The sequence below is a fragment of the Leucobacter sp. NPDC015123 genome, from assembly GCF_043080205.1.
GTDB lineage: Bacteria > Actinomycetota > Actinomycetes > Actinomycetales > Microbacteriaceae > Leucobacter > Leucobacter aridicollis_A.
In genome coordinates, this window is record NZ_JBIBVH010000001.1 from 1 (window position 1) to 18277 (window position 18277).

An 18277-nucleotide genomic window follows, 5' to 3' on the forward strand; every position below is an offset into this window, starting at 1 on the left:
GGCATTTGACAATTTAAGTGCACACTATTGAGTTCTCAAGATCCAGACACCCACCGTACTCACCCTGAGGCTTTCCGAAGAGCAACTTTTCTATCGTATCACACGAGGTGATTCCAGCGCATCCGTCTAAACCGAACCGCTCTGCGGCCCGGCTGCGTTGCGCTGACAAGGGAATACATTACGGCGATCCCGGCCGAAGGGCAAGCCGTGGCGCATTCTCGGGCGTGTCTTCGCGTCTTTCCGCCAGTCATGCAGTATTGGCCTCCAGTTCACCCCGCGTAGGCTTTCGCTCGCCATCGCAATAAACAGCGCAAAACTCGTCTTCTCACCCTCGATCCTGATCGTTCCCGCGCGTGTTGGGTGCTCACAAGGCGCAACTTCTACACTGAGTGGGTGACTGACTCTTCCGCGACCCACGTGTCCCCCTCCCCCGCTGACTTCTCATTCGACGTCGACCACCGACTCGAGACGGGCGGCGCCGTTGGCAGCGACGGGCAGCCCCTCGGCCGCGCGGGCACGATCCACACCCCTCACGGCGACATTCAAACTCCGGCGTTTATCCCCGTCGGGACGAAGGCGACCGTGAAGTCGCTGTTGCCCGAGACCGTCAGCCAGCTCGGGGGCCAAGCCGTGCTCGCGAACGCCTACCACCTGTTTTTGCAGCCCGGCAGCGATATCGTCGACGCCGCGGGTGGGTTCGGAAAGTTCATGAACTGGCACGGCCCGACCTTTACCGACTCTGGCGGATTCCAGGTGATGTCGCTCGGCGTCGGCTTTAAGAAGGTGATCTCTATGTCAGAGAAGGCGCACGCCGAAGCCGAGGTCATTGCACAGACCAAAGAGCGGCTCGCGCACGTTGACGAAGACGGTGTGACATTCAAGTCGTTCATCAACGGCGATAAGCACCGTTTCACGCCCGAGATCTCCATGCAGATTCAGCACCAGCTCGGCGCCGACATCATGTTCGCGTTCGACGAGCTCACGACACTTCTCGACTCGCGTGCGTACCAAGAGGACTCAGTCGAGCGAACTGAACGCTGGGCGGTGCGGTGCCTTGACGAGCATGCCCGACAGACTGCCGACCGTCAGCACCGCCCGTATCAGGCGCTCTTCGGGGTTGTGCAAGGTGCGCAATACGAGGATCTTCGTCGTCGGGCTGCAAGTGGACTCGCTGGGCTGCGGGGCGCAACAGCTACCGAACAGGAATTCGACGGCTTTGGCATCGGTGGTGCGATAGAGAAGACCGAGCTCGGCGAGATCGTCGGCTGGGTCTGCGATGAGCTACCCGAGAACAAGCCGAGGCACCTGCTCGGGATCTCTGAGCCAGACGACCTCTTCTTTGGAATCGCGGCCGGCGCTGACACCTTTGACTGCGTCGCCCCTTCGCGCCAGGCTCGGGGCGGCACGATGTACTCGAGCACGGGCCGCATCAATGCGAAGGCCGCCACTCAGCGGCGCCGGTTCGAAGCGCTCGACCCCGAGTGCGACTGCTACACCTGCGAGAACTACACCGCCGCCTACCTGCATCATCTCTTCAAGGCGAAAGAGATGCTCGGCTCGACGCTTGCGACAATTCACAACGAGCGTTTCATCGTGCGACTTGTCGACAGGATCCGCGAATCGATCATTGATGGGACGTTCATCGAACTGCGCGAGGAGGTCCTCACGAAGCAGTACGGCGCGGACTTCGCGCGGGAAGCGGCGGCCCGCTACTCTGCCTAAACACAGCCCCTCCGGGATGAGTCGCGAGAGTCTCGCGGCCCACCCCGGTGCGAACCGGGCAGCGGGCCGGGCAGCGGGCCGAGCAACCCATTCATCTGAGATCTGCAGTCCCAATCACCGAAGATGCCCGAGACGCCAGATCTAACGCCGATCCACTGGAATACGGCTGACGGGAAGGCCCGGGCAGCGGGCCGGGCAGCGGGCCGAGCAACCCATTCATCTGAGATCTGCAGTCCCAATCACCGCGAAAGCCCAGATCGCCATACCCAACGCCGATCCACTGGAATACGGCTGACGCGGGCAAGCCAAGATCCCAAGACCCCAAGATCCCAAGACCCCAAGACCCCAGGCCCGACTACGCGATGAGCCCCACCCGAGACTCCTCTGCACGCCTCGTCCACGCAATGACCCTGGTAGTGACGGGGAGCAGCACGACCTCGGCGAGCACCTTCACCACGTAGCCGAGCACGACGTACATGACGAAGTCGACGCCGGTAATGATCCCGGCGAACGCGATCGTGCAAAAAAGCAGAGTGTCAATGAGCTGGCCAGCAATCGTTGAGCCGATGAGTCGTGTCCGCAGGAAGCGGCCGGAGGTCTTGCGCCTTAGCCGATCCAGCACCCACGCGTTCACGAGCTGCCCCGCGAGGAAGGCGACGAGGCTCGCGGCAACGATGCGCGGAACAAACCCGAGCACAGCCGCGAAGGCATCCTGGTTCTCCCACCCAGCCGCTGGCGGCGACACCTGCACGATGAGAATCGTCAGCGACGCGACGAGCGCGAGCGCGAAGGCGGTGAGGATCGCACGGCGGGACGCTTTCAGCCCGTACACCTCGGCAAGTACGTCGCCGAGGATGTAGGCGAGGGGGAAAAGGAAGACTCCCCCGTCGAACACGAGCGGTAGCGAGAGGTCGCCCACCTCGATCGCACCGAACGCGATCGGCTTCACTGCGACAACGTTTGAGATCAATAGGATCCCGACGAACGCCGCTGAAATTACTGCGTAGCGGCCCCCAGCCGCTGCCGCACGGTCACCAGGCACCAAGTGGGCGCGCTGTTGCTCAGACACAACTGTCTCCTTGAGAGTGACGACGCGCTGCCCCACGTCTGTACTACGAACTTCTCGCTCACTATCCGTGAGCGCTCACCTTAGTTTACTCGTCGACTTGTCCGACGCCGAGCGCACCACGGATCATGTCCATGTTGAGCTTCGCGGCAACGCTTGCGCCGTTGCCCGCCGCGATGATGAGCTGTTGTGGCCCGGGCGGGACGGTGTCGCCCGCGGCGTAGACTCCGCGAATCGAGGTCTCGCCGCGCTCGTCGACCTTCACGAGGCCCCAGTCGTCGCGCTCGATCTCCAGGTCACCAAAGTAGTCGACCGACGCATGCCAGCGTGGGCGAACGAAGCCTCCAACCCGGCCAATGACCTCGCCGTCTGCGAGACGGACGCCAGTCATGTCGGCTTTCTCGCCCACGATGTCGTCGATGGCACGGCGCTCGACGCGGATCCCGATCGATGCGAGCTCAGCCTCCTGCTCAGCACGGATCGTGTCGGCCCCGTTCGTGAAGACGATGAGGTCAGAGCTGAACCGTGAGATGAGCAGTGCCCGAGCGAACATGTCGCTCGTCTCGCCGATCAGCGCGAGCGGCTTGTCGGTCTTCTCGAACCCGTCGCACTCAACGCACGAGTGCAGCGCAGTTCCGTAGTACGCGCGGATCATCGGAAACGGCGGAAGCTCCTCCGTGAGGCCGGCGGCGATGAGCACTCGCCTGGCAAGGATCTCGACGTCGCTGCTTCCCCGAAGCCCGGTGCCCCTGATCTTGAACCCGATTCCGTCTGGGAAGCCAGCTTCGCGCGCTTCCTCGGCGGTCAGCGGTGCGATTTCGCGGGTCATTGCCTGCGCGAAACGCGCAGTCGGGTAGGTCTCGAACTCTTCGCGTCCGAGCCTGCGAAGCTCAAGCGGCGGCGCACCGTCGCGGGTCAGGAAACCGTGGGAGCGAAGCGTGGCAGAGTGCCTCGGCCTGTTTGAGTCGAGGATCGCGATACGTCGGTTCGCCCGAACGAGCTGCAGGCCAGCTGACAGCCCAGCAGGGCCTCCGCCGATAATTGCGACGCCGTAGGGAGCCGCGGGATTATCCGCAACCGTCTCGATCACCATCAGGTCTCACTCCTTCATCCAGTCAACCGATTCCTGACAGGCGGGCGGCACGCCCGCCTGAGGCGTTTACTCGCCCGAAAGCTGAGCCTCGAGCCGGCGGAGACGCGCAAGCGTCTCCTCGCGGCCGAGCAGCTCGAACGACTCGAACAACGGCGGAGACACGCGGCGACCCGAGGCGGCAACCCGCAGCGCCCCGAAGGCGACGCGCGGCTTCAAGCCCATGCCCTCGATGAGCGCGTCCTGCAGCGCCGTCTGGATCTGTTCCGTCGCCCACCCGTCAGCTGGGAGGGCTTCGAGCGCGGTGATGCTTGCACGCAGCGCCTCGGGCGCGTCGTCCTTCAACGACTTGAGCGCGTCGTCTTCGTAGACGAGCGCGGCCGCGTTGGTGAAGAGGAATCCGAGCATTGGCACGACCTCGGACAGGACAGTGACGCGGCTCTGCACGAGCGGCACCGCCGCACGAACCGTCGCGAGCTGCTGCTCGCTCGGCTCAACCGGCAGCGCTCCGCCCGCAATGAGGTACGGCAGAATCCGCTTGTAGAACTCGTCCTCGCTCAGCAGCCTGATGTGGTCTGCGTTGATCGCGTCGGCCTTCTTCTGGTCGAAGCGTGCGGGGTTCGGGTTCACGTCCGTGACGTCGAACGCGGCGATCATCTCGTCGCTCGTGAACACGTCTCGATCCGACGAGATCGACCAGCCGAGCAGCGACAGGTAATTGAGGAGCCCCTCGGGGATGAACCCGCGCTCACGGTGGTGCAGCAGGTTCGATTCGGGGTCGCGCTTTGAAAGCTTCTTGTTTCCCTCTCCAAGCACGTACGGGAGGTGACCAAACTGCGGGATCGCGGCCTCGATGCCGAGCTCAACGAGCGCTCGGTGCAGTGCGACCTGGCGCGGTGTCGACGACAGGAGATCCTCGCCGCGCAACACGTGGGTGATGCCCATCAGCGCGTCGTCGACCGGGTTCGTGAGCGTGTACAGCGGGGCGCCGTTCGGGCGAACGACAACGAAGTCGATAGTCGACCCCGCGGGGAAGCTAATCGGACCGCGCACCAGGTCGTCGAAGCTGAGATCCATGTCGGGGATGCGGAAACGGAGCGCAGGCTCGCGGCCCTCCGCACGGAACGCCGCGCGCTGCTCGTCGGTAAGGTCGCGGTCGAAATTGTCGTAGCCGAGCTGCTTCGCGCGGCCGTTCGCCTCGTTGCGCGCGTCGATTTCCTCGGCGGTCGAGAAGCTCTCGTAGAGGTAGCCGGCGTCCATCAGGCGCTGCGCGATCTCGCGGTAGATCTCACCACGCTGCGACTGGCGGTAAGGCCCGTGGGGGCCGCCAACGTCGATGCCCTCGTCCCAGGTGAGGCCGAGCCAACGCAGGGAATCGAGGATCTGGCCGTAGCTCTCCTCGCTGTCGCGCGCAGCGTCGGTGTCTTCGATACGGAAAACGAACGTGCCACCCGTGTGGCGGGCGTACGCCCAGTTGAACAGGGCCGTGCGCACCATGCCGACGTGCGGCGTGCCAGTCGGTGAGGGGCAGAAGCGAACGCGAACGTCGCTGCCGGTGGCGGTTGAGAACTGGGGTTCGACGGTAGTAGACATCCCCACCAGTTTAGCCGTTATTGCGCGGCAGGGCTTCAGTGTTGCCTGGCTACTCGCAGCTTCGGGTACATCGATGCGATCGCTCCGAGCGTCAGCAGAGCGAGCGCGACGAGCGCGAGGATCGAGAAGTCGCTCATTGCGAACACGATTCCGGCAAGCACACCCGCCGCAGCACCTGAGGCGCTCATGAACGTATCGGCGCGCCCCTGCCACTTCGGCCGTTCGCCGAGCGCGGTCAGGTCTGTGAGCAGCGCCGCGCCCGCGACAGTCACAGCGCTCCAGCCGACGCCAACGAGGGTCATCGCGATCTGCACATACAGACTGTTCTCGCCGGAGAGGTAGGCGAAGTAGATTGCGACAAGCAGGATCGCCCAGCCGCCGCCGATCACCGGGAGCCTGCCAATCTTGCCAGCGAGGATGCCGAACACCGGCGACAGCGCGTACATGCCCGCGATGTGTAGGCTCAGCGTGATCCCGACGAGCGCGTCGCTTCCGCCGTGGTGCTTAAGGTGCAGCGGCGTCATCGCCATGAGGCCGACCATGATGGCCTGGGCCATACCGATGATGACAATCGCAAGGATCTTTGCGCCGCGCGAGGCCGCGACCTCGGTCGCGGTTTCGGGACCTGCATCCCGAGCCTGTGCGGCTTCAGCCTGCAATGCGCGGGCGGTGAGCAACGGGTCTGGCCGCAGCCCGAAGTAGTTCACGCACACGGCCGCAAGCTGCGCAAAGAACGTGAACACGAAGACTCCGGCGAGCGGAGTCACGCCTATCCACCCACCGACGACAGCTCCCGGGCCCATGAGGTTCGGCCCGATCACCGCTCCGACGGTGATCGACCAGACCACGAGCGACAGGTCGCGTGCGCGGTTCTCTGGCAGCGCGAGATCGGTCGCTGCGAAGCGCGACAGGAGCTGCACGGCGGAGGCGACGCCGAGGATCCCGATCCCGAGAGCGAGCACCCACCACTGCGAGATCCCCGCTCCTGAGATCGCGAGGAGCGCGCCGAGCATTGCGACTGAGCTACCCAGCACGACGGCCGTGCGGCGCCCGCGTCGTGCCGCTATCCGCGCGAGCGGGATTCCCGCGGCCGCTGCACCCGCGTTCGACATCGCAGCTGCAAGTCCAGAGATCGCGTCGTTGCCACTCACCTCTGCGAGCAACAGCGCCCCGACAGAGGCGGAGGCGCCAAAGCCAAGACCGCCGAGAATCGTCGCGGTCGAGAGCACGATCAGCGTGCGACGCTGCAGCTTGCCGCCAAGCTCGAGCGGGAGCCGATTCCGATACCCGTGCGACTCGTGTGCCCGGTTCGGTTGTGCTGCCGTGTTCGTCGTCACGCGACGTCTCCTTTGATGGCGATGTGTGTTTGGCTGCGGCTCAGTGGATGGGTGGCTATCTGATGTGTGGCTACTTCCCCACTGGAGTGAGACCCCAACAGGTGCCGTCGACGCTGGCGAGCAGGCGCCGAGCGAGGCGCACCTGCGGGCTCTCGTTCGCTGTCGCCATAGCGATCAGCCCGATCGTTCGGTGACGCTGCGGGTCGAGCTCGACGAGCACCGCCTCGTCGGGAAGCGTGCGTGCTGCGGCGAGGGCGAGACCTGGCACGAGCGCAACCGCACCGCCAGCCGCAGCCATCGCGAGCATTGCCGGCACGTTGTCCGTCTCCTGAATAATCTCTGGATCGAAGCCAGCGTCGCGGGAAGCCGCGAGCAGGTGGCCACGGCACTTCTCGCAGCCCGCGATCCAGTGGTCGGAGGCGAACTCGCCGAGCTTGGCTGGCGCCCCGGCCGCGCCGAGCCCCCCGAGCTCGGCGGCGCGGCTCTCAGACACGACGAGTTGCACTTCCTCCTCCCAGAGCGGGAAGAAAGCCGAACCCGCTGGAAGCTCTGCAGCCCCCTCGTAGTCGAAGATCAGCGCGCAGTCGACTTCGCCGTCGCGGAGCATCTCGGTCGCCTCGGGCGGCTCAGCCTCGCGGTACTGGAGGGCCACCTCAGGCGCCTCGACTGCGAGCTTTCGCATGATGGCGGGGACAATTGTCGCCGATGCTGACGGGAACCCGACGAGCCGGAGGGTGCCTGCCCGTTCGCCACGCAGATCGTCGATCGCCGCGAGGGCAGCATCGATCTCGCTCACCACGGTGCGGCCATGATCGGCGAGGATGTTGCCTGCGGTCGTCAGCCGAATCCCACGGCCGAACCGCTCGATGAGTGGAACCGCGAGGCGCGTCTCGACGCGCTTGATGCGCTGGCTTACCGCTGGCTGGCTCAGGCCGAGCGCCGCTGCGGTCGCCGTGAGCGATCCAGTCACCGACAGGGTGTGCAGGATGCGCAGCTCGGTCGAATCGATTGAGCCGAGCGGATCTATGGGACGGGTGGCGTTCACAGCACCACTATAACCCAGACGCAAGTCTTTCATAAGAATCATTCTCTATTCTTATGTTTTGTCGCGTCATAGCCTGATCCGTATGATCCCCTCACCGGCACCGCAGACCCAGCCGCGCGACTTTGCGAGCTACTTCCCGCCAACGAGCGGCTACCTCTCGGCGTGCACAGGCGGGCTCCCCCCGCTCGAAACGGTGCGTGCTGGCCACGCGTTCTACGATGACTGGTCGAAGGGAGCGCTCGACGCCCGCGCGATCGGGGCCGCGGCCGAGCGAGTGCGAGGGCTGTACGCGGGGCTCGCCGGAGTCCCCGCTTCACGGGTGGCACTTGGATCGCAGGTCTCGCAACTCGTGTCCGTCGTCGCGACGGGAGTCCCTGATGGCGGCGAAGTGCTCTGCCCGACAGGCGACTTCGCATCTCTCACGCATCCATTCGAACAGCTCGCGGCGCGAGGGGTCACCGTTCGATACGCTCCCGCTGCCTCGCTCGCTGAAGCGATCACACCCGCGACGTCGCTCGTTGCGTTCTCACTCGTCCAGTCGGCCACGGGCGAGGTCGCTGACCACGCCGCGATCGTCGAGGGGGCCGCTGCCGTTGGAGCGCAGACATGCGTCGACCTCACCCAGTCGCTCGGCTGGCTCCCAGTTGGCGCTGCAGACTTCGACTACACCGTCTGCCACGCATACAAGTGGCTGTGCTCACCGCGTGGCACCGCGTTTCTCACGGTTCGAGAGGGCCTCGACGACACGCTCACCCCGCTCGCGGCAGGCTGGTGCTCGGCCGACGACGTGTGGAGCTCCTGCTACGCAGGCAACACCCCACTCTCCGCGGGCACAGGCAGGTTCGACCTCTCGCCCTTGTGGCCGCTCATCGCAGGCACCGAGGAAGCGCTGAAGCTGTTCGCATCGCTCGACGCCAGAGCGGTGCACGACCACGCAGTTGCCCTCGCGAACTCAGCTCGACAGGTACTCGGGCTCCCGGCAGGAAACTCAGCGATCGTCACGTGGCCGGACCCCGAGGGCGCGGACCTCGCCACAATGCAGGCAGCCGGGCTCGTCGCCTCCGGGCGGGCCGGGAACGCTCGCGTATCGTTTCACCTCTGGAACACGCCCGACGACGTGGAACTGCTCGCGCGGGCGCTCGGTCGGTAGGGCCCAGCTGGCCGCCGATTCGGCCGAGCTGGGTGAACCGCGCGAGCCAGAAACGGGCTACGCGTTTGCGAAGGCCTCAGCGTCCTCGCGGTCCTGCTCCGTCGCAACAAGCTGACCGCATGCCCCGTCGATTTCCTTGCCGCGGGTGTCGCGCAGCGTCGTGACGACCCCTGCCGCGTTGAGCCTGTCGACGAACTCACGGGTGACCTCTTTCGTGGAGGAGGTCCAGATGGAGCCCGGGGTCGGGTTGAGCGGGATCGGGTTCACGTGCACCCAGCCGCGGCCTCGCTGGTTCAGGCGGTCAGCGAGCAGGTCGGCTCGCCACGCGTGGTCGTTCATGTCCTTGATGAGTGCGTACTCGATGGACACCCTGCGCCCGGTCTTCTCGTAGTAGGCGTAGGCAGCGTCGAGCACCTCGTCGACCTTCCACCGACTGTTGACCGGGATGAGCTCATCGCGAAGCTTGTCGTCGGGCGCATGCAGCGAGAGGGCGAACGTCACCGGGATATCCTCATCCGCGAGCTTTCGGATCGCCGGAGCGAGCCCGACCGTCGAGACCGTAATGCCGCGGGCGCTCATACCGAGGCCCTCCGGTGATGGCGCGACCATGCGGCGCACCGCATTCATAACGCGCTTGTAGTTGGCAAGCGGCTCCCCCATGCCCATGAACACGATGTTGTTCACGCGTTCGGGCTCCGCACCGTTTCCAGCGCGGCGCTTGTGACCAAGCCCGCCCTCGGCAATGAAACGGTTCGCCTGAACGACCTGGTCGAGGATCTCAGCAGTCGACATGTTGCGAGTAAGGCCGGCCTGACCTGTCGCGCAGAAGGGGCAATTCATGCCGCAGCCACACTGGCTCGAAACGCACAGCGTAATCCGGCCCGGGTATCTCATCAGCACCGACTCTACAAGCGCACCGTCGAACAGGCGCCAGAGGAACTTAACAGTGTTGCCGTCGTCGGTCACGAGCTTCTTGACTTCGCTGAGCAGCGGCGGGAAGAATGCTTCAGCGAGCTCCTCGCGGCGGTCCTTCGGGAGGTCAGTCATTTCTTCGGGCGACGTGGTCCTGTGCTCGAAGTAGTGCACCGACAGCTGCTTGGCGCGGAACTTCGGCAGCCCCATCTCGACGACCTTCGCTTCGCGCTCCGCGAGCGTCATGTCGGCGAGGTGCGTTGCGGGCTGCTTGACGCGCGGGGACGCGAACTGCAGCGTCGGGCGCCCGTCGGGATTCGTGAGCTGCGTCCAACCCTCAGTCTTCGGCCGCACCTGGGGGCGCCGCGCGAGACCACCCGTATTCGGGCGAGTCTTGATGAGCTTGGACTCGCCGGTGGGCGGTGTGTGGTTGAGCTTGTTCGGATCCATCGTGCTCCTATTGTCTCACCTCTGAGCCGATGCCGCGCTGAGTGACCGCGATTGGGCCCGCACGGGGACGCTCCCGTGCTGCCAGGATGATCGAGTGACGAGCATTCCTGCTGGCATCGCGAACGATGTCGACGTGGCGCATATGGCTGAGTCCCCCGCTTTCGGCGAGGGACTCAGCACGCAGGAAGCCTAGGCAGCCCGTGTACTACGCGACGGTGTTGCGCAGAATACCGATCCCCTCGACCTCAACCTCAACGACGTCGCCTGCCTCGAGCGGCCCGACGCCGGCGGGAGTGCCAGTGAGAATCACGTCGCCCGGCAGCAGGGTGAAGGCTTGCGACGCGTGCGCCACGATGCGGGCGAGCGAGAAGATCAGCTGTGACGTCTTGCCGTCCTGCCGCGTCTCTCCGTTCACGCGCGTCGTCACCCGCGCGTCGGCGAGGTCGGGATCCGTCTCGATGACAGGCCCGAGCGGACAGAACGTGTCGAACCCCTTGCCACGGGTCCACTGGCCGTCGGCGATCTGAATGTCGCGGGCCGAGACGTCGTTCGCGCAGGTGAACCCGAAGACGTACTCAAGCGCACGATCCTCAGGGACGTCTTTCGCGACCGCACCGATCACCATGGCGAGTTCGCCCTCGTGTTCGACGCGATCCGAGATCGCGGGGCGCACGATAGTTCCGCCCGGGCCAATCACCGAGGTGTTCGGCTTCAAGAACAGGAGCGGCTCTGCGGGCGCCCCGCCACCGGTGACGTCCTTCATCTCTTCGATGTGGTCGGCATAGTTCTTGCCAACGCACACGATCTTCGAGCGCGGGATGACGGGGGCGAGCAGTCGCACGTCCTCGAATCGGAACCGCTTGCCTGTCGTATCGTAGCCCGCGACGATGGGGTCACCGACGAGCTCCACGAGCTCGACGCCGTTACCGTCCTCCGCGGGGTCGAGAATGCCGAACGAGATCTCGCCGTCAGCCTCAAATCGAGCGATCTTCACTGCTACTCCTTTAGGCGGCGACGCTGGCTGTCGGGATCTCGGTGAGCCAGCCGTGGCGATCCTCGTGGGTGCCGTACTGGATCCCGGTGAGCTCCTCGCGCAGCGACAGCGTGAACTCGCCCGGCGCGGCATCGCCGAAGTCGATTGTGAAGTCGGGCGACTTGAGCTGCCCGATCGGGGTGATGACCGCCGCGGTTCCGCAAGCGAACGCCTCGACGATCGAACCGTCGGCGACGCCATCGCGCCACTCGGTCACGGTCACGGCGCGCTCCTCGACCGAGTAGCCGCGATCCTTCGCGAGCTGAATGAGGCTCTTGCGGGTGATACCCGGCAAGATGTTCCCGTTCAGCGCGGGCGTGAGCAGCGTCTTGTCGTTACGCACGAGGAAGAGGTTCATGCCGCCGAGCTCGTCGATGACGTCGGGGTTGCCTGCGTCGGTGAAGAGCACCTGCTGGCACCCGTTCTCGGCTGCCACGTTCTGCGGGAGCAACGACGCAGCGTAGTTGCCGCCGCACTTCGCGGCGCCGGTGCCACCATTGCCTGCGCGTGCGAAGTCCTGCGACAGCCAGATCGAGACAGGCTTCACGCCGCCTGTGAAGTACGGCCCAGCTGGGCTCGCGATGACCATGAAGCGGGCTCGCTGCGCCGCGCGAACGCCGAGGAAGCTCTCGTCGGCGATCATGAACGGGCGCAGGTAGAGCGACTGGTCGGCGCCGCGCGGCACCCACTCCGAGTCGATCTCAACGAGGCGCTTCGTTGCCTCAACGAACAGCTCGACGGGAAGCTCCGGGAGTGCGAGGCGCACTGCAGACTCGTTGAGTCGGCGGGCGTTCTCTTCGGGGCGGAAGATCACGATCGAGTCGTCGGCGCGACGGTACGCCTTCATACCCTCGAAGATCTCCTGCCCGTAGTGCAGCACGGACGAGGCCGGATCCATGGCGATCGGTCCATACGGCAGCACCTGTGCGTCGTGCCAGCCCGCGTCCTTCGTCCAGATGATCGAGATCATGTGGTCGGTGAAATGGTCGCCGAAGCCAGGGTTTGCGAGGATCGCGTCGCGTTCGGCTGCGGGGAGGCGCTCGGCCTCGGTGAGGGTGAAGGTTGAGTCAGTCATGACACGCCTTTCGGGTCGGTGTGGAACGTGTGAGTGGTTCGGCGCGAGCCGAGAGAGCGGGTCAGGCGCGGGCCGGGATCTGCGAAATGATCGCGTCGCCAACCTCGGTCGTTGAGCGGGTTGCGCCGCCGGCAGCCGCGCGATCCGCGCGGACGGCCGCGCGCAGGCGTTCTGCCTCTGCGTCAAGCCCGAGGTGATCGAGCATGAGCCCCGCCGAGAGGATCGCCGCCGTCGGGTCGGCCTTCTGCTGCCCGGCGATGTCTGGCGCTGAGCCGTGCACAGGCTCGAACATGCTCGGGAAGGTTCCGTCCGGGTTGATGTTGCCAGACGCCGCGAGACCGATGCCGCCACCGATGGCGCCTGCAAGGTCTGTGAGGATGTCACCGAAGAGGTTGTCAGTGACAATTACGTCGAACTGTGCTGGGTTTTGCACCATGTGGATCGTTGCCGCATCGACGTGCATGTAGTCTACGGCGATTTCGGGGTACTCCGCGCGCACGGCCTCAACGACGCCCTGCCAGGTTGCGCCTGCGTGCACGAGCACGTTGGTCTTGTGCACCCAGGTCAGCTTCTTGCGCGGGCGCGCCATTGCAGTCTCGAAGGCGTAGCGCACGACACGTTCGACGCCGAACGCCGTGTTCACTGACACCTCGGTCGCGACCTCAGCCGGCGTACCTGGGCGCAGACGCCCGCCATTGCCAACGTACGGCCCCTCCGTGCCCTCGCGCACGACGACGAAGTCGACGGTGCCGGGGTTCGCGAGCGTCGACTCGACCCCAGGGAACAGCACGCAGGGCCGCACGTTCGCGTAGTGCTCGAAATCGAAGCGCAGCTTCAGCAGCAGGCCGCGCTCGATGTTCGCGGAGCGGAGCCGCTCATCGCCTGGCACGCCGCCAACTGCACCGAAAAGGATCGCGTCATGGCTCGCAATCGCCGCCTGTTCGATCTCGGGAAGCGTATCGCCAGTCTCAAGGAAACGCTCGGCCCCGAGCTGAAACTCGGTACGCTCGATCGTAATGTCGCCACCAGCCACGACCGCGTCAATCACGCGGTTCGCCTGCTCGATCACCTCCGGACCAATACCGTCGCCTGGAATCACTGCAAGCTTGATCGTGCGGGTCACTACGTGCTCCTCGTTGTGCGTTGAAATGGTGGTTCAAGCATACTCCCGAGGGGTTCTCCCCCAAGCAGGCGCTGCGCACAAACGAAGAAAGCCTCACCCGAAGGTGAGGCTTTCTTATCCGGTGACCCCAGCGGGATTCGAACCCGCGTTACCGCCGTGAGAGGGCGGCGTACTAGGCCGCTATACGATGGGGCCGGACGCTGTTGTCGCTTTCTGGCCTAGGCCGTCGCTGACAACTCATATATATTCCCACGTCACTACCGACTGCGCAAATCGAGCCCCCAAAACCGGTGCACCCGCGCGTGTTGCGCCGTCGCTGCCCGCAGATACGCGTGCAGCGCGGCTGCGCTACTCCCTCGGGCGGAACGGCCGCGCGGGCAGGTTCGGGCCATCCCACACCTGAATGATGCCCCAGGCGACTGCGGCGATCGGCACAGCGAGAACCGCACCGAGCACTCCGCTGAGTACGGTGCCGATTGTCAGGGCAAGCAGGATGACGAGCGAATGCAGCTTCAGCGCTCGCCCCATGAGCACGGGCTGCAGGAAGTTGCCCTCGAGCTGGTTGACAAGAACGACGACGCCGACCACGAGCACTGCACTGATGGGTCCGTTCGCGACGAGAGCGACGAGAGCTGCGAGGATGCCCGCAACAGTCGCACCGACGATCGGGATGAAGGCGAGGATGAACACGAGGGCTGCAAGTGGAAGCGCAAGCGGGACGCCAAGGATGACGAGTCCGATCCCGATCCCGATCGCGTCGACGGCCGCGACTGCGGCGGTGCCACGAACGTAGGATCCCAGCGTCGAGACTGTCTTGTCGCCGGCCCGCTCGGCCCGCGCGAGCGCCTCACCGCGGAACGGCCTGAGCAGGAACTGCCAGATCTGCGGGCCGTCTTTCAGGAAGAAGAACAGCACGACAATCATGAGCACGAGCCCGGTGACGAAGCCCGTGATCGCCCCGACGCCCGCGAGCGCACCCGAGCCGAATTGAGAGCTCGTGACGAAGTCGATGACAGTGTCCTGCCACTCAGAGATCTGTTCGGAGCTCGGCGCGAACGGAAGCGTCTGTACCCACGCAACGACCTGCTCAAACCCGCTTTGCGCCTGCTCAGCGAGTTCGTCCCACTCGTCTTGGACCGCCCACACAATGAGCCAGCCCACTCCGGTGAGCATGAGCAGGATGCCGAGAAGCACGGCAACCGTCGCGAGCGCCGACGGCAGCTTGTGCGCCCTCAGCCATCGCATCACTGGGGCGAACGTGCTCGCCAGGATGAGCGCGAGCAGGATCGGAATGAAGACTGTGCTCAGCGTCCGCAGCCCCACGATGACGGCCGCGGTCAGCACGAGCACGATGATGATCTGCAGCGACCGCGTGGCGATCAGCCCGAAGCTGTCACCCCAGGCGCCGCCCGCGCGAGACCTCGCCTCGCGCGAGTCAGCATCAGGGCCCGATGTCTCGCTTGAGCCCTCGGAGGGCACGCGAATCCCACTCCGTCGCTCCAACTCGACAATGCGTCGTGTGAGTACTTGCTCTGTGCGGCGTCCGAACACTGGATACCCCTCCTAGTCATCGACCATGTGTGAGGAGTCTACGCGCGGAGTGCCCTCTCCGCGATGAACGCGCGCAGCGTCGCCTCATCGTCAGCCATCTTCACGACGTGCTGCGGCAGGTCAAGGAGCCCCTCGAGACCGGCGGGCAGGCCGGGCGATTCCCCCGTTGCCTCGCGAACGATCTCGGGGAACTTCTCGGGTTTCGCGGTCTCAAGCACGATCATCGGAACGCCGGGCTCGAGCCGCTCGCGGGCGACCTTCACACCATCGGCAGTGTGCGGGTCGATCGTCACACCGCTCTCCTCGCGCACCGAGCGAATCGTGGCGACTCGGTCGGCGTGGGTGCTCGTGCCGCTCTGAATACCAAACTCCCCGACGAAGCGGGGCAGCTCGGCACTCAGGTCGATCTTGCCGGTCTCGTCAAGCTCGCGCCACGCGGCGTTCAGGCGCTCGGGATCGCGCCCGAGCAGGTCGAAGATGAATCGCTCAAGGTTTGACGCCTTCGAGATGTCCATCGAGGGGCTCGACGTGAGATGCGTCTCAGCCGAGGTCCGCGGCGCGTAGATTCCAGTCTTGAAGAAATCATCGAGCACATTGTTCTCGTTCGCCGCGAGCACCAGGCGACGGATCGGGGCACCCATCTCGCGAGCGTAGTGCCCGGCGAGGATGTTGCCGAAGTTACCAGATGGCACAGTGACCGAAATCTTGAACGTCTCGCGCTCGTCTGCGCTGAGCGAGTCGCTCGCGCGGAGCCACGCCCAGAAGTAATACACGACCTGAGCCGAGATTCGTCCGAGGTTGATCGAGTTCACAGCGCCGACGCTGTACTCGCGTTTGAAGTCGAGATCGCCGGCGATTGCCTTCACCAGGTTCTGGCAGTCGTCGAAGACGCCCTCGACGGCGATATTGTGAATGTTCGCGTCGTCGAGCGAGTACATCTGCGCGCGCTGGAAGTCGCTCATGCGCCCCTGCGGCGACAGCATAAACACCGATACGCCTTCCTTGCCACGGAGCGCGTACTCAGCCGCCGACCCTGTATCACCCGAGGTCGCGCCGACGATGTTCAGCGTGCGACCCGTCTTGCGTAGCACGTACTCGAGCGACTGCCCAAGGAACTGCATCGCCATGTCTTTGAACGCAAGCGTGGGCCCCTCAGAGAGGCCAAGCAGCGTGATCGAGTCGCTGATGGGTGTGAGCGGCACGATCCCTGCAGAGAAACTCTCCTCGCGGTATGCGCGCTCGCACATCGCTGCAAGGTCCGGCCCCGGAATATCTGTCGCGAAGAAGCTGAGGATCTCGGTTGCGAGCTCTGCGTAGTTCAACGAGCGCCAGGTCTCAATGCGCTCGAGCGTAATCTCGGGCATCGTTTCGGGAACGGCGAGGCCGCCGTCGGTCGCAAGCCCTTCGAGCAGCGTCGCGCTAAAGGGTGCGGGGGCCATCCCGCCGCGGGTCGAGATGTATTCCACCAAAGCTCCTAACCGTTGCAGCTTCACAGTCTAGTGAACAGGCATGCGCCCGCGGGAACGTTACCAGGAGACTGGCAGCGCCTTTCCCTCTTCGTAACCGGCGGCCGACTGCAGCCCGACGCGTGAGTTCACGTGGAAGTCGGTGAGCGACGCTGCACCCGCGTAGGTGAACGACGAACGCACGCCTGACGTGATCATGTCAACGAGATCCTCGACACTCGGGCGCTGCGGGTCGAGATAGATCTTTGACGAGGAAATGCCTTCCGCGAAGAGCTCCTTTCGCGCGCGCTCGAACGCGTCCAGCTTCGAAAACCTGCCCTGCACTGCCTTCGTGGAGGCCATGCCCCACGATTCCTTGTACTGCCTGCCGTTCGCGTCGGCGAGGAGCTCCCCGGGCGACTCAGCAGTCCCGGCAAACCACGAGCCGATCATCACCGATCCTGCGCCTGCCGCGAGCGCGAGCGCGACGTCGCGCGGGTAGCGAACCCCGCCATCGGCCCACACGTGGGCTCCGAGTTCGCGCGCGGCCTGCGCCGTTTCGAGCACGGCCGAGAACTGCGGGCGACCCACTGCGGTCATCATGCGGGTCGTGCACATCGCGCCTGGCCCGACGCCCACTTTCAGGATCGTGGCGCCCGCCCGCACAAGATCGGTGACGCCGTCTGCCGTCACGATGTTGCCAGCGACAATCGGGAGGCCGAGCCGGAGGGCGGAGATTGCCCTGAGCGCCCGGATCATGCCCTCCTGGTGGCCGTGCGCGGTATCGACGACGAGCACGTCGGCACCTGCGGCGGCCAGAGTTTGTGCGCGCGCTGCCGGGTCGCCGTTGATTCCGACGGCGACAGCGACCGCGAGGCGTCCGCTCGCATCGAGTGCGGGCCTGTAAATCGATGCGCGCAGCGCCGACCGGCGCGAAAGCGTGCCGCGCACCATACCGCCGTCAGCGATTATCACGGCTTCGGCTCCGCTGTCGCTGAGCGCGTCGTCGACAGCGTCGAACATGGCGCGCGGGTCACGCGCAGCGTCGCCGAGCTCCCCAAGATCCAGGACTGGGACGCGGCCGGAGGCGAGATCGCCGAGCTTCGCATCCCCCGGCAGCTCGGCGAGCCGGGTTGCGGCGAGGACACCGAGTACGCGGCCTGCTGGGAACGTCTGGCCAGGTTCGGAGCCGCCAGGCAGGGCGCCCGCATACGCCGCGCCGCCTTCGACGACAACAACGACCTGCCCCTCAGCCGCAGGCACCTGGCGGAGCGCGTCGGCCGCGGTCTGCTCTGGGCCGAGCACAATCGGGGTGTCGAATCCGACCGGCTGCGCCTTCACCCAGGCGATGGCGTCGGTGAGCCCGCTCTCGGACATGTCCTGGGGCAGGACGCCGAGACCGCCTCGGCGGGCGAGCACGGCCGCGAGCCTGGGGCCTGTCACCGAGTTCATGTTCGCGGAGACCAGCGGGATCGTCGCGGGCGTCCCGTCAGTCGGCGCGAGGTCCACCGCAAGGCGGCTACCGACCGCCGAGCGGCGCGGTACGAGAAAGACGTCGGAGTAGGTGAGATCGAGCGTGGGCTGGGCACCGATGAAGTCCATGGCTTCAGCGTACCCCGGGACGGCGCCTGCTCACCTGAGATCGCAACATGAATCAGATGTGCTCGCGCCCGGCCCTGATTCGC

Annotated in this window: 14 protein-coding genes and 1 tRNA gene; 2 read left to right on the forward strand and 13 right to left on the reverse strand. The window is 65.4% G+C overall.

Annotated features, from left to right (window positions below):
• Window positions 1-393 precede the first annotated feature (393 nt).
• Window positions 394-1722, forward strand: a complete 1329-nt coding sequence (gene tgt / locus ACF07D_RS00005) for a tRNA guanosine(34) transglycosylase Tgt (RefSeq protein WP_391503428.1) — start codon at window positions 394-396, stop codon at window positions 1720-1722.
• Window positions 1723-2077: 355 nt separating this feature from the next.
• Here the strand turns inward: tgt and ACF07D_RS00010 are convergent, their stop codons facing one another.
• The 5 genes from ACF07D_RS00010 to ACF07D_RS00030 form a co-directional block, all read right to left on the reverse strand.
• Window positions 2078-2791 (reverse strand): queuosine precursor transporter, encoded by a 714-nt coding sequence (locus ACF07D_RS00010; protein WP_255809573.1) that lies wholly within the window; start codon window positions 2789-2791, stop codon window positions 2078-2080.
• Window positions 2792-2876: 85 nt separating this feature from the next.
• Complete coding sequence (locus ACF07D_RS00015) at window positions 2877-3881, reverse strand: NAD(P)/FAD-dependent oxidoreductase (protein ID WP_391503429.1); 1005 nt, start codon at window positions 3879-3881, stop codon at window positions 2877-2879.
• 66 nt (window positions 3882-3947) lie between these two features.
• Window positions 3948-5471: a glutamate--tRNA ligase gene (gene gltX, locus ACF07D_RS00020; protein WP_119283074.1), complete on the reverse strand. Its 1524-nt coding sequence runs from the start codon at window positions 5469-5471 to the stop codon at window positions 3948-3950.
• A 35-nt stretch (window positions 5472-5506) separates the two neighbouring features.
• Window positions 5507-6808 carry an MFS transporter gene (locus tag ACF07D_RS00025; RefSeq protein WP_391503430.1) on the reverse strand — a complete coding sequence of 434 codons (1302 nt, stop codon included), beginning with the start codon at window positions 6806-6808 and terminating at the stop codon, window positions 5507-5509.
• A 70-nt stretch (window positions 6809-6878) separates the two neighbouring features.
• Complete coding sequence (locus tag ACF07D_RS00030) at window positions 6879-7853, reverse strand: LysR family transcriptional regulator (RefSeq protein WP_391503431.1); 975 nt, start codon at window positions 7851-7853, stop codon at window positions 6879-6881.
• An 82-nt stretch (window positions 7854-7935) separates the two neighbouring features.
• Here ACF07D_RS00030 and ACF07D_RS00035 point away from each other — a divergent pair, with 82 nt between their 5' ends.
• A complete protein-coding gene (locus tag ACF07D_RS00035) occupies window positions 7936-9003 on the forward strand; it encodes an aminotransferase class V-fold PLP-dependent enzyme (RefSeq protein WP_391503432.1) in 1068 nt (355 codons plus the stop codon).
• A gap of 57 nt (window positions 9004-9060) precedes the next feature.
• On the opposite strand, the gene rlmN is transcribed toward ACF07D_RS00035, so the two are convergent.
• The 8 genes from rlmN to ACF07D_RS00075 form a co-directional block, all read right to left on the reverse strand.
• Window positions 9061-10365, reverse strand: a complete 1305-nt coding sequence (gene rlmN / locus ACF07D_RS00040) for a 23S rRNA (adenine(2503)-C(2))-methyltransferase RlmN (protein WP_119283070.1) — start codon at window positions 10363-10365, stop codon at window positions 9061-9063.
• A gap of 205 nt (window positions 10366-10570) precedes the next feature.
• Complete coding sequence (locus ACF07D_RS00045; RefSeq protein ID WP_119283069.1) at window positions 10571-11359, reverse strand: fumarylacetoacetate hydrolase family protein; 789 nt, start codon at window positions 11357-11359, stop codon at window positions 10571-10573.
• A gap of 10 nt (window positions 11360-11369) precedes the next feature.
• Window positions 11370-12473, reverse strand: a complete 1104-nt coding sequence (locus tag ACF07D_RS00050) for a branched-chain amino acid aminotransferase (RefSeq protein WP_391503433.1) — start codon at window positions 12471-12473, stop codon at window positions 11370-11372.
• Window positions 12474-12534: 61 nt separating this feature from the next.
• The gene (locus ACF07D_RS00055) at window positions 12535-13596 is read right to left on the reverse strand and encodes a 3-isopropylmalate dehydrogenase (protein WP_119283067.1); all 1062 of its coding nucleotides are present in this window, start codon (window positions 13594-13596) and stop codon (window positions 12535-12537) included.
• A 122-nt stretch (window positions 13597-13718) separates the two neighbouring features.
• Window positions 13719-13791: transfer RNA gene (locus ACF07D_RS00060), tRNA-Glu, on the reverse strand.
• Between the two features lie 153 nt (window positions 13792-13944).
• Window positions 13945-15147, reverse strand: a complete 1203-nt coding sequence (locus ACF07D_RS00065) for an AI-2E family transporter (protein ID WP_119283066.1) — start codon at window positions 15145-15147, stop codon at window positions 13945-13947.
• Window positions 15148-15185: 38 nt separating this feature from the next.
• On the reverse strand, window positions 15186-16613 hold the full coding sequence (gene thrC, locus ACF07D_RS00070; protein WP_391503434.1) for a threonine synthase: 1428 nt from the start codon (window positions 16611-16613) through the stop codon (window positions 15186-15188).
• Between the two features lie 60 nt (window positions 16614-16673).
• Complete coding sequence (locus tag ACF07D_RS00075) at window positions 16674-18194, reverse strand: GuaB1 family IMP dehydrogenase-related protein (RefSeq protein ID WP_391503435.1); 1521 nt, start codon at window positions 18192-18194, stop codon at window positions 16674-16676.
• Window positions 18195-18277 lie beyond the last annotated feature (83 nt).

Coding starts and splice junctions, on each gene's coding strand:
- ACF07D_RS00015 (WP_391503429.1), bottom strand. CDS start 3,881: ATGGTGATCGAGACGGTTGCGGATAATCCCGCGGCTCCCTACGGCGTC.
- gltX (WP_119283074.1), bottom strand. CDS start 5,471: ATGTCTACTACCGTCGAACCCCAGTTCTCAACCGCCACCGGCAGCGAC.
- ACF07D_RS00035 (WP_391503432.1), top strand. CDS start 7,936: ATGATCCCCTCACCGGCACCGCAGACCCAGCCGCGCGACTTTGCGAGC.
- rlmN (WP_119283070.1), bottom strand. CDS start 10,365: ATGGATCCGAACAAGCTCAACCACACACCGCCCACCGGCGAGTCCAAG.
- ACF07D_RS00050 (WP_391503433.1), bottom strand. CDS start 12,473: ATGACTGACTCAACCTTCACCCTCACCGAGGCCGAGCGCCTCCCCGCA.
- ACF07D_RS00075 (WP_391503435.1), bottom strand. CDS start 18,194: ATGGACTTCATCGGTGCCCAGCCCACGCTCGATCTCACCTACTCCGAC.